This window comes from Pseudomonas sp. Arb-4-2C, assembly GCF_055755015.1.
This window is the reverse complement of the sequence record NZ_CM146899.1, coordinates 3218605-3232296: the sequence shown is the minus strand read 5'-3', so window position 1 is coordinate 3232296 and position 13692 is coordinate 3218605. Positions and strand designations below refer to the sequence as shown.

Below are 13692 nucleotides of genomic sequence, written 5' to 3'. Positions count from 1 at the left end.
TACAGGCGCGACGGGGATCACCGTCGCGCCTTTTCTGTCGGAGCGGTGCATGCGGATTCTGCTGGTCGAAGATGACCTGATGATTGGGGATGCCATCGAAGGGGCGCTCAAGGAGGCGAGCTACGCCACCGACTGGGTGAAAAACGGCCTGACTGCGCTGGCGGCGCTCGACACCCAGACCTACGATCTGGTGCTGCTGGACCTCGGCCTGCCGGGCAAGGACGGGCTCGATGTGCTGGATGCCATTCGCGCACGCAACAACCCCGTGCCGCTGCTGATCATCACCGCCCGCGATGGTCTGGATGACCGCCTGCGCGGGCTCGATGGCGGCGCTGATGACTTTCTGCTCAAACCCTTCGCCATGGCCGAATTGCTGGCACGCATGCGCGCGGTACTGCGCCGTCGCGGTGGCAACGCGCAATCGTTGCTGGAAAACGGCGAGGTGTCGTTGAACCTGGTTTCCAAACAAGCTTCCACCGTTGACCTCGCCGAGGTGCAACTTTCCAGTCGCGAGTTCGCACTGTTGCAGGCGCTGTTGATCCGCCCGGGAGCGATTCTCTCGCGCAGTGAACTGGAGGACCGGATCTACGGCTGGGGCAACGAAGTGGAAAGCAACGCGGTGGAGTTTTTGATTCACGCGTTGCGACGAAAACTGGGGAACCATGTCATCAAGAACGTCAGGGGGATGGGATGGATGGTTTCAAAAGGCGTCTGAGCGACTCGGTGCAGTTGCGGCTTTCCGTCACGCTGTCGCTGGCGATTCTCATCGTCGCCGTGCTGGCCGGGGCGTTCGCGTTCATCTCTGCACTCAAAGAGGCGCACGAGATGCAGGACGAAAGCTTGCACCAGGTAGCGGTGTTGTTCGATCGCCAGCACATGACCTTGCGCTATCCCGGTGCCGAACGGATCGTCGGCGACGACGAAGAGTCGCGGATCATCGTGCAGTACCTGGCCGACAGCACCAAAGCGACCGGCAACGATGACGCCAGCATTCCGTTGCCGTTTCCGGTGACACTGGCCGACGGCCTGTCGACACTGAACATCGCCGGCGAAGACTTTCGCGTTCTGGTCAGGACCACTTCGACAGGCGAACGCATCGTGGTCGCGCAAGAGGCCGACGTGCGCGACAAGGAGGCGCGGGAAAGCGCCTGGCGCAGCCTGCTGCCGTTTCTCATTCTGTTCCCGGTGTTGCTGTTGGTGGTCGGGGACCTGGTGCGCAAGCTGTTCCGGCCTATCGCGACGCTCTCGGCAGAGATTGATCAGCGCGACCAGCAGGCGCTGCATCCTGTCGATGAACAGCACCTGCCGAGCGAAATCAGGCCTTTTGTCGTGGCGATCAATCGGTTGCTCAAGCGCGTTGCGCAGGCCATGGAAACGCAACGGCGGTTTATCGCCGATGCCGCCCATGAACTTCGCTCGCCGATGACCGCGCTATCGCTGCAGGCAGAGCGATTGGCGTCCACGCCCATGTCCGAGGCGACCCGGCAAAGCTTTATGCCCTTGGCCCAGGGCATTGAGCGCAGCCGCAAACTCATCGAGCAACTGCTGGCGTTGGCCGCCGCGCAATCAGTCGTGCAACGCTCAGAGGTAACGGTTTCGGTGCACGCCGTGTTTCGTCAGGTGCTCGAAGATCTGCTGCCACTGGCAGAAAACAAGGGCATCGATCTCGGTGTGGAAAGCGTCGAGGACGTGCAAGTCGTGATCAACGAACTGGACCTGTTCATCCTGATCAAGAACCTGGTGGACAACGCCATCCGCTACACCCCGGCGGGCGGCCGGGTCGACTTGAGTGTCGAACCCGCGGGGCAGGGCGCGCTCATTGACATCAAGGACTCGGGGCCGGGTATCCGCGTTGAAGAGCAGGCGCTGGTGTTCGATCCGTTTTACCGCAGCCTCGGCACGGGGGAGGCAGGGTCCGGGTTGGGGCTGTCCATCGTCATGGCAATTGCCGAGCGAACCGGGGCACGGGTGGGCCTGGGGTATGTGGATGAGGTGGGGCAGCGTGGCTTGCGGGTTTCGGTGTGGTTGAAAGGCCGGTCGTGAGGATCGCGGCACCTGAAATACTCCACCGAAACGCTTTTTGAATGGTCAAAAAATGTGCTCATCTTCGATCCAGAGTGGGAGTTAGAGCTTGCTCGCGATGGCATCGGCTCAATTCTCCTGTTTGTCCCGAATCTTTCCTGGTACTTACCCGTGCAGGGACGTTTTTAAGCTTGCTGAAACGTTTCATCAAGTTTATAAAAAGGGCACAACTCCAAGAAAGGCTGCTGCCATGACCCCGCTCAAACTCGTTGTTGCCCTCAGCGCGCTGTCCGCTGCCTCCCACGCCATGGCCTGGGATTACGTTCTGCTCGACACCGACAAAGCCGCCCAGAACTGGCAGATCACCAGCCAGCAACTCGGCATGAAAACCGACAAACCCTTCAGCGTTACCCTGCGCACCTTGCATGGCGGTCGGCAGGAAGGCGTCAGCATCGTCGACATCGATAACGGCACGATGAAGCTCTCGGTGGTGCCGACACGGGGAATGAACGTCTTGCAGGCCTCGGTCGGCAATGTGCGAATGGGCTGGGACTCTCCGGTCAAGGAAGTGGTCAATCCGTCCTTCATCGAACTCAATGGCCGCGGTGGTCTGGGCTGGTTGGAAGGTTTCAATGAACTGGTCACCCGTTGCGGATATGAATGGGTCGGCCACCCCGGTGTCGATAACGGCGAACTGCTGACTCTGCACGGTCGGGCCGCCAACATTCCTGCGAACAAAGTCACCCTGCACATCGACGAACTACCACCGTACGCCATCACCCTGCGCGGCGAACTGAAAGAGCAGGCGTTCAAGAAGGTCGACTTCTCCGTCGCGACCGAACTGGTCACCGAGCCCGGCAGCGTCGTGTTCGCCCTGAATGACACCCTGACCAACAACGGTGACTATCCGAAGGAATACCAGGCGCTGTATCACAGTAACTTCAGCACCCCGTTCCTGGAGCAGGGTGCTCGTTTCGTTGCGCCGGTAAAACAGGTGTCGCCGTTCAACGACAAGGCCAAGGGCGATCTGCCCGAATGGCAAACCTACCGCGCACCGACCAAGGACTACGACGAAACGGTTTACAACATCGTGCCGTATGCCGATGCCAAGGGCGATACGTTGGCCGTGTTGCATAACAAGGCCGGCAGCCTGGGCGTTTCGGTCGGTTTCAATACGCAGACATTGCCGGTGTTTTCTCTTTGGAAAAACACCGATACCCAAGGCCAGGGTTATGTCACGGGGCTTGAGCCGGGAACAAGTTTTTCCTACAACCGCCATTATCAGCGGCCACTGAACCTGGTACCCACAATCGGGCCGAAGGAACACAAACAGTTCCGCATCAGTTACAGCTTGTTGGCGGATAAGGCGGCTGTGGCTAAGGCCTTGAAGCAGGTGAGCGAGATTCAGGCTGGGCGCGAGACTGAGGTGCGGCAGACGCCGCTGGTTGATCTGACCAAGGGTTGACAGGCCCTTGTAGTGTCCTTGCTCATCGAATGCCTGGGTTCTGGTTTACTCAGCTCTGGATACCCGGGCTTCGTGCTTTGACCTCATGTACACCCGCGAAGCGCCACAGCGCTTATGCATCGAGCAACAGGCGCTGGTGCGTGCTCACCCCACACGTCACGCACCAGGCTCGGCTGAATAGTTACCACTGGCCGCTTCCGAGACAAGCGACGATTTCCCAACCGCTGTATTCCCACCAGGAATATCGATCATCGGAGCAACTTCTGGCCAGGCTGGCCATTTGGATTGTGCCCGCTGTTTTATGGGTTCCGAATGGAGTGCCAATCGAAGCGGTCAGCTGATTGACGGTCTGGGGACTCTTGAGGGTGGTCGGATGCACGGAGGCGTTCGCGACAGTTGCGGTGAAAGCGAGCGTTGCGGATACGGCCAGAGCAGTAATGGACTTTTTCATGTTCGAATCCTTTCAGTTAGCTGACATGCGGCTTATACATTGGCCTGACCTGCCTTCATCAATGATCTGAACAGATCGGGCATTCGCGTAGTGTGACGCCATGAAAGCCTACTACCGCGTTGCCGGTCGCACAGTCGCTCACCTGTACTATTGACAAACTATTGAAATCGAGAGAACTGCCCAAGTTCGAGGTTGACCAGTCCCCGGCAGACGAGCACAGATAAGCAAGCACCCGTAGAAACTCGCTTAAAGCGCAACCCGCTCCAGAAACTTCCTGACCTCCAGCGAATACGCCCCCGGATGCGAGAACCTGAACATGTGGCCGGTGCGCGGCAGGATGACTTCCTGCGAACCCTTGATGCCCTTCAGCAGGATCCCCGCAGCCGCTTTGCCGATCAGCTTGTCTTCTTCCGGGGTCAGGATCAGTGTGGGTACGTCGATCTTCTTCAGCAGGGGCGTGTAGTCGATTTTCTCGATTGAGCGCACGCGGTTGACGTAGGCAGAGTGCGGCGTTTGCGCGATGAAGAAGGCGCGGCTCTTGGCCGTTGACCAAGAGACTTCTCCTTCCTGGTCGAACGATGAAGCCAGTTGCGCGGCGTGGAAGCGCAGGGTTGTCTGGCGGTAAAACGGCCCCGGGAAGAACGGCGCCAGCGCGGCAAGGGTCTTGAGGAGGGGCGAGGTGATCGGGTTTTTGGCAAAGCCGCCGGACAGCACCAGACCCTTGAGGCCTTTGGGCTGTCGCGTTGCAACCGCGATCGAGGCGACTGCGCCGTAGGAGTCGCCTACCAGCACGTAGCTCTGCAGGTCCTGCACCTGATCGAGGATGACGTTGGCCAGTGTTTCCAGGTCGCGCACGTCGTCGGGCAGGCGAAGGGTGCGCAGGGTGCGGCCCTGCAAGTGGGTCATTTGTTCGAGCTGCCAGGGTGCGCCTGCGAAGCAAGGGATCATGACCAGGGTGGGTTGGGTTTGCATGCGGTACTCCGGGCGGGCGGGATGAACGACATCCGCACTCTAGGAGGAGCGAGGCGTGCGATCCAATGGCATTGGCGCAGCAACTCGATGCACGAGATTGATCGTCAGTCGGCGATCAACATTTGGGTGAGCCACTCGACAGCGGGCTCGTTGGCGCGCCCCCGCGCGCGGATCACGAATACCTCCCAGGTGGGCAGCGCCAGCGGCAATTCGAAGAGGCTCAGTTGCGCGGTGTCCTGCATCTGCAAGGCGACCCGTTCGGCCAACACGGCGATCGATTGCGAAGCGCCGACCAGGAACGGCACCGCCAGAAAACCGGGGCAGGTGACGCTAATCTGGCGGCTGCGACCGAGCAGTTCCAGCGCATCGTCGACAGCGCCCCGACGGTCGCCGCGAGGCGAAACCAGAATATGCGGCAGACGGGTAAAGTCATCCAGTTCCATGTGCAGCTTCTTGCCACGTTTGACCAGTGCCGAGTGACCCTTGCGCGCGATGCCGACGAAGCGCTCCTGGTGCGCCAATTGGCAATCGAAGCGCTGCGGGACCTGGGCAAACGAGCCGGAGCCAAGCACGATGTCGATCTCGCCGGCGTCCAGCTGACGCATCGCCGATTCGCCATCCGCCGGCCCGAGCTTGAGCACCATATCCGGCGCAGCGGCCTGAATATTCGCCAGCGCCGGAGCGATGACGGTCAACACCGCGTGATCGGTGGCCGCCACCGAGAGTGTCGCTTGCAAACGCGCCGGATCAAATGGTCCCCGTGGACTGGCAACCAGCCGCACCGACTCGAGCACCGCCGCGACTCTGGGCATCAACTCGACCGCCAGCGGCGTCGGCGCCATCCCACGCGGGTTGCGAATGAACAGTTGATCGTCAAAAGCCGCCCGCAATCGGGACAGGGCGTGACTGGTGGCCGACTGGGACAAGTGCAGCCGTTGCGCGGCGCGCCCGACGTGCCTTTCCGCCCAGAGTGCCTCAAGCACTACCAACAGATTGAGGTCGAAGCGTGTCAGATCCAGGGGCTTCATGCGGTATTGCCTTTTCATTCACCGGTCGATGCCGCCACTGTCCTATAGCCATCGGCTGAAAGCTACGGATTTGGCGTGGCTACGCGTTTTTTCAGCAGCCTTTTCTTGGGCCTGGCTGGCCTGTCGATAGCGGTCAGGAATGTAGTCATGACAATTTTTTGATTGTATTGATCGGCCGATTTTACGATGCGTCACCGGCAATCTGACCCGAGGCTCATCATGCACATCGCCATCCTGACTTTTGAAGGTTTCAACGAACTGGATTCGTTCATCGCCTACAGCATCCTCAACCGGGTCAAGCAGCCCGATTGGCGGGTGTCGATCGCCGGCCCGACGCAAAAGGTGCGTTCAATGAACGGCCTGGTGGTCGAGGCACAGGTGTCATTGGAGGAGGCCTGCGAGGCGGATGCAGTTCTGGTCGGCAGCGGGAGCCTGACCCGCGACATCGTGGCCAATGCCCAACTGATGTCGCGTCTGCGGCTCGATCCGGCGCGGCAACTGCTGGGGGCGCAGTGCTCGGGCACGCTGATTCTGGAAAAGCTCGGGTTGTTGAACGGGGTTCCGGCGTGTACGGATCTGATCACCAAACCGTGGGTGGAGGAGGCTGGCGTGGCGGTGCTCAATCAACCGTTCGTGGCCAAGGGCAATGTCGCCACTGCCGGCGGGTGCCTGGCCTCACAGTATCTGGCGACCTGGTTTATCACCCGTCTTGCCGGTGAGGAGGCCGCCCGCAATGCGCTGCACTACGTGGTACCGGTTGGCGAGAAAGACCTCTACATCACGCGGGCGCTGGCAAATATTTCGCCGTTTTTATAAGGCGCGTGGAGGGGATCAGGCTTCTGTGGTTTCGACCGGCTCCAACGCCGCTTCGGCAGCGATTTTCAAACGATCAGCCTTGCTGATGTACTTGGGCTTTTTCGGCGCCAGTTTGGCGCTGGCCTTCTTGGCCTTTTCCTTGAACAACTGCTGCAGTTTCTTTTGACGGTTCATGTTTTCTACTCGGCGTGAGCGTTCTTGAGAAGGAGTCGGGGCGTGGGGAATTAAAGCCAGGTCGGCGGCGCCACCGGGTGCGGCTGCAGACGAACTGGAGACTGGTCATGATTGATCCAGCAAGAGGCGGTCATACGAGCAGTGAGTATGGTAAGCGTGAACGTCACTCGAGGCCAGTTTGTCATCGTCGTGCAACGGGCTACCCAGTAACGTTGCCTTAATCCTGACCCGTTCATATCTCGCGCACCTCATAGGCAGTCGACGATCCGCGGACTACACTCCAACACCATGAAACGCCCATTGCGGTTATTGCTCATATTCGTCATCAGCCTGGCGCTTCCCCTCAGTGGGATGGCGGGTACTCAGGTGCCGAGCGAACCGTGCCCGATGCAAGCCATGGGCATGGCGATGATGGATGGCATGGGCATGGACTGCTGCAATGATATGAAAAGCCCGGTCGAGCACGGTAAACCCTGCAAGCCCGGGCAGGAGTGCAAGACTGGGGGCATGCTTGAGGTCTCGATCATCAAGCCCGCCGTGACGCTGTTCAGCCCCGTCGTACTGATGCTTTCGGGCGATTCTTTCCCTGTCTCGACCCCGTCCGGGGTATGGCGACCGCCACGCGTTTGATTCCTGTCGCAATTTGAACCTCATCCCGGTCCATCGGGATGGCTTGGCTGTGCGCGTGTCGTTCACGCGGGCAGTGGCTCATTACAGGAATCGTAAACATGAACTCCAAGTGCTTTTGCACCGGGCGGCCGCTTGTGGCAGGCCTTGTGGCAAGCGTGTTGGCGTGGCCGGGTTTCGCCAGTGCGTTGACACTCGACGAAGCCTTGCGGCTGGCAGAAAACACGGCGCCTTCGCTGATCGCGCAAGACGCAAAAATCCACGCTGCCAGCAGCGCGGCCATTCCCGCCGGGGAATTACCTGATCCGAAACTGCTGTTAGGGGTGCAGAACTACCCCGTCAGCGGCCCGAATCGCGGCAGTCTCGACGCTGATTTCATGACCATGCAAATGGTCGGAATCCGTCAGGAAATGCCCAACGAAGCCAAACGCAAGGCGCGTGTCGAAGTGGCCAGTGCTGCTGTTGACCGCGCGGCAGCCGAACGCCGGATCGAGCGTCTGAATGTGCGCCAGTCCACGGCATTGGCGTGGATCAGCAGCTATGCGGTGGAGCGCAAAAATGCATTGTTCCAGGACTTCTACAAAGAAAACCGCCTGCTCGCCGAAACCGTCAATGCGCAGATTGCCGGTGGTCGTGCGCAACCGGCGGATGCGGTAACGCCTCGGCAAGAGGCGGCACAACTGGCGGAGCAGCAGGACGATTTGATTCGCCAGCGTGCTCAGGCACAGGCAGCGCTCAAGCGCTGGATTGGTCCGGTGGCGGATGCCACACCTCAGGGCCGACTGCCCGAATGGCCGGTGGACACCTCGGGCATCGCCCACAACCTGCAGCACCACCCAGAGTTGGCGGTATTTGCGCCAATGACTCGCGAGGCGCAGGCCAGGGTCAACGAGGCCCAGGCGCAGAAAAAGTCCGACTGGAGCTGGGAGCTGGACTATCAGCATCGTGACCGCCAGTTCGGCGACATGGTCAGCGTGCAGTTGTCCTGGGACTTGCCGTTGTTCCCCGAGACTCGACAGAACCCGGTGATCGCCGCCAGGCAAGCGCAACTCGACCAGCTGGAGGCTGAGCGCGATGCCTTGTCGCGCGAGCACACCCAGCAACTGGAAAGTGAACTGGCCGACTATGAACAGCTCGATCGGGCGATGCACCGCAGCGAGGACAGCCTCTTGCCGCTGGCCCGGGAGAAGGTCGAGTTGAGCATGGCGAGCTATCGCGCCGGCAAGGGCGATTTGAATGCGGTGGTGGCGGCCCGGCGCGAGCTGATCCAGGCGCGCCTGAAACAGGTCGATGTGCAAGCGCAACGAGCGCTGAGCAATGCGCGGCTTTATTTTGCTTACGGGGAGAGCGGCCAATGAACCTCAAGGGAAACAGGTGGGTGTTGGCGGGCATTTCGCTGTTGCTGGGCGGCGTCGGTGGTTACCGGGCGGCGCACTTGCAGATGGACGAATCAACTGAAATGGCAGCAGCGCAGAGTGCCAATGCCCCGGCCGAACGCAAGGCGCTGTATTGGTACGACCCGATGTACCCGCAGCAAAAGTTCGATAAACCGGGCAAGTCACCCTTCATGGACATGCAGTTGGTGCCGCAGTACACCAGCGGGGCGGATGACCGCGCGACGGTGAATATCGATCCGGCAGTGGCGCAAAATCTCGGCATGCGTTCGGCACCGGTCAGGCGCGGGGTCTTCAGTTCCAGCCTTGATGTCAGTGCGATTGTGGGGTTCAACGAGCGTGACGTTGCAGTGCTTCAGGCGCGCACGCCGGGTTTTGTCGAGCGCGTCTATGACCATGCGCCCGGCGATGTGCTCAAGGCCAACGCGGCGCTGGCGGACATTCTTGTGCCTGAGTGGGCGGCGGCCCAGACCGAGTTTCTGGCCATGAAACGCAGCGGTGATGCCGGTTTGTTGCGGGCTGCCCGTCAGCGACTGCGCCTCACAGGAATGCCCGATACGCTGATTGCCCGGGTTGAGCGGCAGGGCAAGGTTGCGCCTTACCTGACGCTCACTAGCCCACTGGCGGGTGTGTTGCAGGAGCTGAATGTTCGTGTGGGCATGACCGTCGCTCCAGGCGAAACACTGGCGCGGGTCAACGGCTTGAGCCGTGTCTGGCTGGCGGTGGCCGTCCCCGAATCCGCAGGCGCAGCACTCTCCGTTGGGCAAGCCGTCGAGGCCCGTCTGCCGGCGTTCCCGGGCGCCACGCTCAAGGGCCGCATCGACGCCATCTTGCCGCAGGCCAATGCAGACAGTCGGACCCTGCGTGTGCGGGTTGAGCTGCCCAATCCAGATGAACGCCTGCGGCCAGGCATGACCGCGCAGGTCAGCCTGCAGCAGACAGGCACCGCCAGCGTCTTGTGGGTGCCAAGCGAAGCGGTGATTCGCACGGGGCGCCGGGACCTGGTGATGCTGGCCGAAGCCGCCGGGCATTACCGGCCGGTGCACGTGCAAATCGGCGAGGAAAGCGCGGGCAAAACGGTGATCTTGAAGGGCCTGGAGGAAGGCCAGCAAGTGGTGACGTCGGGCCAGTTCCTGCTCGATTCGCAGGCCAGCCTCAAGGGCATCGTTGCAGGTGATGGCACGGACAGCATGGAGGCCAGGCCATGATCGCCGCGCTTATTCGCTGGTCCGTGGCCAATCGCTTGCTCGTCCTGCTGGCGACACTGTTTGTCAGTGCATGGGGCGTGTGGTCGGTACAGAATACGTCGATTGATGCACTGCCGGATCTGTCCGACGTGCAAGTGATCATTCGCACGCCTTTTGCGGGGCAGGCGCCGCAGATTGTCGAGAATCAAGTCACTTACCCGCTGGCCACGACCATGCTCTCGGTGCCGGGGGCGAAGACCGTGCGCGGTTATTCGTTCTTTGGTGACAGCTTCGTTTACGTGCTGTTCGAAGATGGCACCGACCCGTACTGGGCACGCTCGCGAGTGCTGGAATACCTGAGCCAGATCCAGAGCCGCTTGCCGGCCGCTGCCAGACCGGCGCTGGGCCCTGACGCGACAGGCGTCGGCTGGATCTTCCAGTACGCCTTGGTGGACCGCACCGCAGGACATGATCTGGCACAGCTGCGCGCACTGCAGGACTGGTTCCTCAAGTTCGAACTCAAGACCCTGCCCAACGTCGCCGAAGTGGCCACGGTGGGCGGCATGGTCAAGCAGTATCAGGTGCAGCTCGATCCGCTCAAACTGGCCGCTTCCGGCATCACCCAGGCACAGGTCGGCGAGGCGATCGGCAAGGCCAATCAGGAGACGGGCGGTGCGGTGCTGGAGATGGCGGAGACCGAGTTCATTGTGCGCGCATCAGGCTACCTGAAGACGCTGGATGACTTCCGGGCGATCCCGCTCAAACTGGGTGCCGGCGGTGCCCCGGTGACCCTGGGTGATGTGGCGACGATTCAACTGGGCCCGGAAATGCGCCGTGGTATCAGTGAACTCGATGGCGAGGGCGAGACGGTTGGCGGCGTGGTGGTGTTGCGCAGCGGCAAGAACGCTCGCCAGACCATTGCGGCGGTCAAGCGCAAACTCGATGAACTGAAAAGCAGTCTGCCGCCCGGCGTGGAAATCGTCACGACCTACGATCGCAGCACGTTGATTGATCATGCCGTGGAAAACCTCAGCCACAAACTGCTCGAGGAATTCATCGTCGTCGCGTTGGTCTGCGGGATTTTCCTGTGGCATGTACGCTCATCGCTGGTGGCGATCATCTCCCTGCCGGTGGGTGTGCTGATGGCCTTCATCGTCATGCATTATCAGGGGATCAACGCCAACATCATGTCGCTCGGTGGCATCGCCATCGCTATTGGTGCCATGGTCGATGCCGCCGTGGTGATGATCGAAAATGCCCACAAAAAGATCGAAGCGTGGCATGCGGCCAATCCCGGGCAGGCGTTGGAAGGTGAGCCGCGTTGGCGGGTCATTACGGACGCGGCGCAGGAAGTCGGGCCGGCGCTGTTTTTCTGTCTGCTGATCATCACGCTGTCGTTCATTCCGGTGTTCACCTTACAAGCTCAGGAGGGGCGACTGTTCGCTCCTCTGGCCTTTACCAAAACCTGGGCCATGGCGGCAGCGGCCGGATTGTCGGTGACGCTGGTTCCGGTGTTGATGGGGTACTGGATTCGCGGGCGCATCCCCGGTGAGCGGCAGAATCCGTTGAATCGTTGGCTGATCGGGCTGTACCAGCCCGCGCTGGATGCGGTATTGCGGTGGCCGAAGCTGACCCTGCTGGTGGCGTTGCTGGTGTTGGCCAGTGCGTTATGGCCACTCTCGCGTTTGGGGGGGGAATTTCTTCCGCCGCTGGACGAGGGCGACCTGCTCTATATGCCGTCAGCGTTGCCGGGGTTGTCGGCGCAGAAAGCCGCGCAACTGCTGCAACTCACGGACCGCCTGATCAAGACCGTTCCGGAGGTCGAACACGTCTTTGGCAAGGCGGGCCGTGCTGAAACGGCGACGGATCCGGCGCCCCTGGAAATGTTCGAGACCACCATTGCATTCAAGCCTCACGACCAGTGGCGCCCGGGAATGACCCAGGAAAAACTGGTGGAGGAGCTTGATCGCGTGGTGCGTGTACCTGGCTTGATCAACATCTGGATTCCGCCGATTCGCAATCGCATCGATATGCTCGCCACCGGTATCAAAAGCCCGGTCGGTGTAAAAGTCGCCGGCAGTCGCCTCGCGGACATCGACGCGGTGACCCAGGCGGTCGAACGGGTTGCCAGGGACGTGCCCGGCGTCAGTTCGGCGCTGGCGGAGCGGCTGACCGGAGGCCGCTACGTCGATGTCGATATCGACCGTCAGGCCGCTGCCCGTTATGGCTTGAACATCGCCGATGTGCAGTCGATCGTCAGTGGCGCCATTGGTGGCGAAAATGTCGGGGAGACCGTCGAAGGGCTGGCGCGCTTTCCGATCAATCTGCGTTATCCCCGTGAGTGGCGCGATTCGCCGCAGGCCTTGGCGCAGTTGCCGATCTACACCGCGAACGGCAGCCAGATCACCCTCGGCACCGTGGCGAAAATCAGCATCACGCAGGGACCGCCGATGCTCAAGAGCGAGAATGCGCGGTTGTCAGGCTGGGTGTACATCGATGTGCGCGGCAGGGACATTGCGGCGGTGGTCGCTGACCTGCGCGAGGCAGTCAATGCGCAGGTCAAGCTGCAGCCGGGTATGAGCCTGAGTTACTCGGGGCAGTTCGAGTTTCTCGAACGGGCCAATGCGCGACTCAAAATAGTCGTGCCGGCGACGCTGGCGATCATTTTTGTGCTGCTGTACCTGACCTTCAAGCGTTTCGATGAGGCGGCACTGATCATGACCACGTTGCCGTTCGCGTTGACGGGGGCCGCATGGTTTCTCTATTGGCTGGGGTACAACCTGTCGGTGGCCACGGGCGTCGGTTTTATCGCACTGGCCGGCGTTTCTGCCGAGTTTGGAGTCATCATGTTGCTGTACCTGAAGCAGGCATGGGCTGCCCGCAATGACCTTGGCGAGCACTCTGATCGAAGTTTGCTTGCGGCGATTGGTGAAGGCGCTGTGCAACGGGTTCGCCCAAAAGCCATGACCGTGGCCGTCATCATCGCGGGCCTGTTGCCGATTCTGCTGGGCAGCGGCGCCGGTAGCGAAGTCATGAGCCGGATCGCTGCCCCCATGGTTGGCGGCATGCTCACGGCGCCGTTGCTTTCGCTGTTTGTCATCCCGGCGGCGTATCGCCTGATGCGCCGTCGTACCCTCGATGTTGAACCCTCCACCCTTGAAGGAAAAACCCGATGAAACTGACACTCGTTGCAGTGGCCGGCAGTCTCTTCCTGTTCGCGTCTGCGAGCCACGCAGAAGATCGATCCGCAATGAAAATGGACGATATGCCAGGCATGGACATGCAGCAGCAAACGCAGCAAACCCCTGTGGCCAGTGCCGAGGGAACGATCAAGGCGATTGATCCGGCAAGCCACACGGTGACCCTCGCGCATGGCGCTGTTGCGGCGTTGCAATGGCCGCCGATGACGATGGCGTTTGCCGTGACGCCCGCTCAGTTGAACGGCCTGGTGGTGGGGGATCGTGTGACGTTTTCCTTCCGGATGGAGGGGACCAGAGCGACGATCGTGTCGATCAGCAAATAACGGCTGAGGTCATCAGCAACCGGCGCGCAGGGT

13 protein-coding genes are annotated in these 13692 nt (G+C 61.0%); 9 read left to right on the top strand and 4 right to left on the bottom strand.

Features of this window, described 5'->3' with window-relative positions; translation table 11 throughout:
• Nucleotides 1–49 precede the first annotated feature (49 nt).
• From AC0J41_RS14340 to AC0J41_RS14330, 3 genes are all read left to right on the top strand, one after another.
• A complete protein-coding gene (locus AC0J41_RS14340; RefSeq protein ID WP_473012782.1) occupies nt 50–715 on the top strand; it encodes a response regulator in 666 nt (221 codons plus the stop codon).
• Nucleotides 691–2043 carry an ATP-binding protein gene (locus AC0J41_RS14335; protein ID WP_473012781.1) on the top strand — a complete coding sequence of 451 codons (1353 nt, stop codon included), beginning with the start codon at nt 691–693 and terminating at the stop codon, nt 2041–2043. Before AC0J41_RS14340 ends, AC0J41_RS14335 begins: the two co-directional genes overlap by 25 nt.
• A gap of 229 nt (nt 2044–2272) precedes the next feature.
• Nucleotides 2273–3487, top strand: a complete 1215-nt coding sequence (locus AC0J41_RS14330) for an aldose 1-epimerase family protein (protein WP_025113477.1) — start codon at nt 2273–2275, stop codon at nt 3485–3487.
• A gap of 181 nt (nt 3488–3668) precedes the next feature.
• Here AC0J41_RS14330 and AC0J41_RS14325 read toward each other — a convergent pair whose 3' ends face one another.
• The 3 genes from AC0J41_RS14325 to AC0J41_RS14315 all read right to left on the bottom strand — a co-directional run bounded on the left by AC0J41_RS14325 (nt 3669) and on the right by AC0J41_RS14315 (nt 5938).
• The gene (locus AC0J41_RS14325) at nt 3669–3938 is read right to left on the bottom strand and encodes a hypothetical protein (protein WP_473012780.1); all 270 of its coding nucleotides are present in this window, start codon (nt 3936–3938) and stop codon (nt 3669–3671) included.
• A 246-nt stretch (nt 3939–4184) separates the two neighbouring features.
• On the bottom strand, nt 4185–4910 hold the full coding sequence (locus AC0J41_RS14320; RefSeq protein ID WP_473012779.1) for an alpha/beta fold hydrolase: 726 nt from the start codon (nt 4908–4910) through the stop codon (nt 4185–4187).
• A 104-nt stretch (nt 4911–5014) separates the two neighbouring features.
• Nucleotides 5015–5938, bottom strand: a complete 924-nt coding sequence (locus AC0J41_RS14315) for a LysR family transcriptional regulator (protein ID WP_473012778.1) — start codon at nt 5936–5938, stop codon at nt 5015–5017.
• Nucleotides 5939–6157: 219 nt separating this feature from the next.
• On the opposite strand from AC0J41_RS14315, the gene AC0J41_RS14310 reads away from it, so the two are divergent.
• Nucleotides 6158–6754 (top strand): DJ-1/PfpI family protein, encoded by a 597-nt coding sequence (locus AC0J41_RS14310; protein WP_025113475.1) that lies wholly within the window; start codon nt 6158–6160, stop codon nt 6752–6754.
• A gap of 15 nt (nt 6755–6769) precedes the next feature.
• On the opposite strand, the gene AC0J41_RS14305 is transcribed toward AC0J41_RS14310, so the two are convergent.
• Nucleotides 6770–6928, bottom strand: a complete 159-nt coding sequence (locus AC0J41_RS14305; protein ID WP_320328403.1) for a DUF2986 domain-containing protein — start codon at nt 6926–6928, stop codon at nt 6770–6772.
• 288 nt (nt 6929–7216) lie between these two features.
• On the opposite strand from AC0J41_RS14305, the gene AC0J41_RS14300 reads away from it, so the two are divergent.
• The 5 genes from AC0J41_RS14300 to AC0J41_RS14280 all read left to right on the top strand — a co-directional run bounded on the left by AC0J41_RS14300 (nt 7217) and on the right by AC0J41_RS14280 (nt 13659).
• On the top strand, nt 7217–7558 hold the full coding sequence (locus AC0J41_RS14300) for a hypothetical protein (protein WP_473012777.1): 342 nt from the start codon (nt 7217–7219) through the stop codon (nt 7556–7558).
• 98 nt (nt 7559–7656) lie between these two features.
• Entirely contained in the window at nt 7657–8913 is a 1257-nt protein-coding gene (locus tag AC0J41_RS14295) for a TolC family protein (RefSeq protein WP_473012776.1), read from the top strand.
• Nucleotides 8910–10157 (top strand): efflux RND transporter periplasmic adaptor subunit, encoded by a 1248-nt coding sequence (locus AC0J41_RS14290; RefSeq protein WP_473012775.1) that lies wholly within the window; start codon nt 8910–8912, stop codon nt 10155–10157. Before AC0J41_RS14295 ends, AC0J41_RS14290 begins: the two co-directional genes overlap by 4 nt.
• Nucleotides 10154–13312 carry an efflux RND transporter permease subunit gene (locus tag AC0J41_RS14285; RefSeq protein WP_473012774.1) on the top strand — a complete coding sequence of 1053 codons (3159 nt, stop codon included), beginning with the start codon at nt 10154–10156 and terminating at the stop codon, nt 13310–13312. The genes AC0J41_RS14290 and AC0J41_RS14285 overlap by 4 nt, the downstream gene beginning before the upstream one ends.
• Complete coding sequence (locus tag AC0J41_RS14280) at nt 13309–13659, top strand: copper-binding protein (protein ID WP_473012773.1); 351 nt, start codon at nt 13309–13311, stop codon at nt 13657–13659. Before AC0J41_RS14285 ends, AC0J41_RS14280 begins: the two co-directional genes overlap by 4 nt.
• The last annotated feature ends 33 nt before the right edge of the window (nt 13660–13692 follow it).

Coding starts and splice junctions, on each gene's coding strand:
- AC0J41_RS14340 (WP_473012782.1), top strand. CDS start 50: ATGCGGATTCTGCTGGTCGAAGATGACCTGATGATTGGGGATGCCATC.
- AC0J41_RS14335 (WP_473012781.1), top strand. CDS start 691: ATGGATGGTTTCAAAAGGCGTCTGAGCGACTCGGTGCAGTTGCGGCTT.
- AC0J41_RS14330 (WP_025113477.1), top strand. CDS start 2,273: ATGACCCCGCTCAAACTCGTTGTTGCCCTCAGCGCGCTGTCCGCTGCC.
- AC0J41_RS14325 (WP_473012780.1), bottom strand. CDS start 3,938: ATGAAAAAGTCCATTACTGCTCTGGCCGTATCCGCAACGCTCGCTTTC.
- AC0J41_RS14320 (WP_473012779.1), bottom strand. CDS start 4,910: ATGCAAACCCAACCCACCCTGGTCATGATCCCTTGCTTCGCAGGCGCA.
- AC0J41_RS14315 (WP_473012778.1), bottom strand. CDS start 5,938: ATGAAGCCCCTGGATCTGACACGCTTCGACCTCAATCTGTTGGTAGTG.
- AC0J41_RS14310 (WP_025113475.1), top strand. CDS start 6,158: ATGCACATCGCCATCCTGACTTTTGAAGGTTTCAACGAACTGGATTCG.
- AC0J41_RS14305 (WP_320328403.1), bottom strand. CDS start 6,928: ATGAACCGTCAAAAGAAACTGCAGCAGTTGTTCAAGGAAAAGGCCAAG.
- AC0J41_RS14300 (WP_473012777.1), top strand. CDS start 7,217: ATGAAACGCCCATTGCGGTTATTGCTCATATTCGTCATCAGCCTGGCG.
- AC0J41_RS14295 (WP_473012776.1), top strand. CDS start 7,657: ATGAACTCCAAGTGCTTTTGCACCGGGCGGCCGCTTGTGGCAGGCCTT.
- AC0J41_RS14290 (WP_473012775.1), top strand. CDS start 8,910: ATGAACCTCAAGGGAAACAGGTGGGTGTTGGCGGGCATTTCGCTGTTG.
- AC0J41_RS14285 (WP_473012774.1), top strand. CDS start 10,154: ATGATCGCCGCGCTTATTCGCTGGTCCGTGGCCAATCGCTTGCTCGTC.
- AC0J41_RS14280 (WP_473012773.1), top strand. CDS start 13,309: ATGAAACTGACACTCGTTGCAGTGGCCGGCAGTCTCTTCCTGTTCGCG.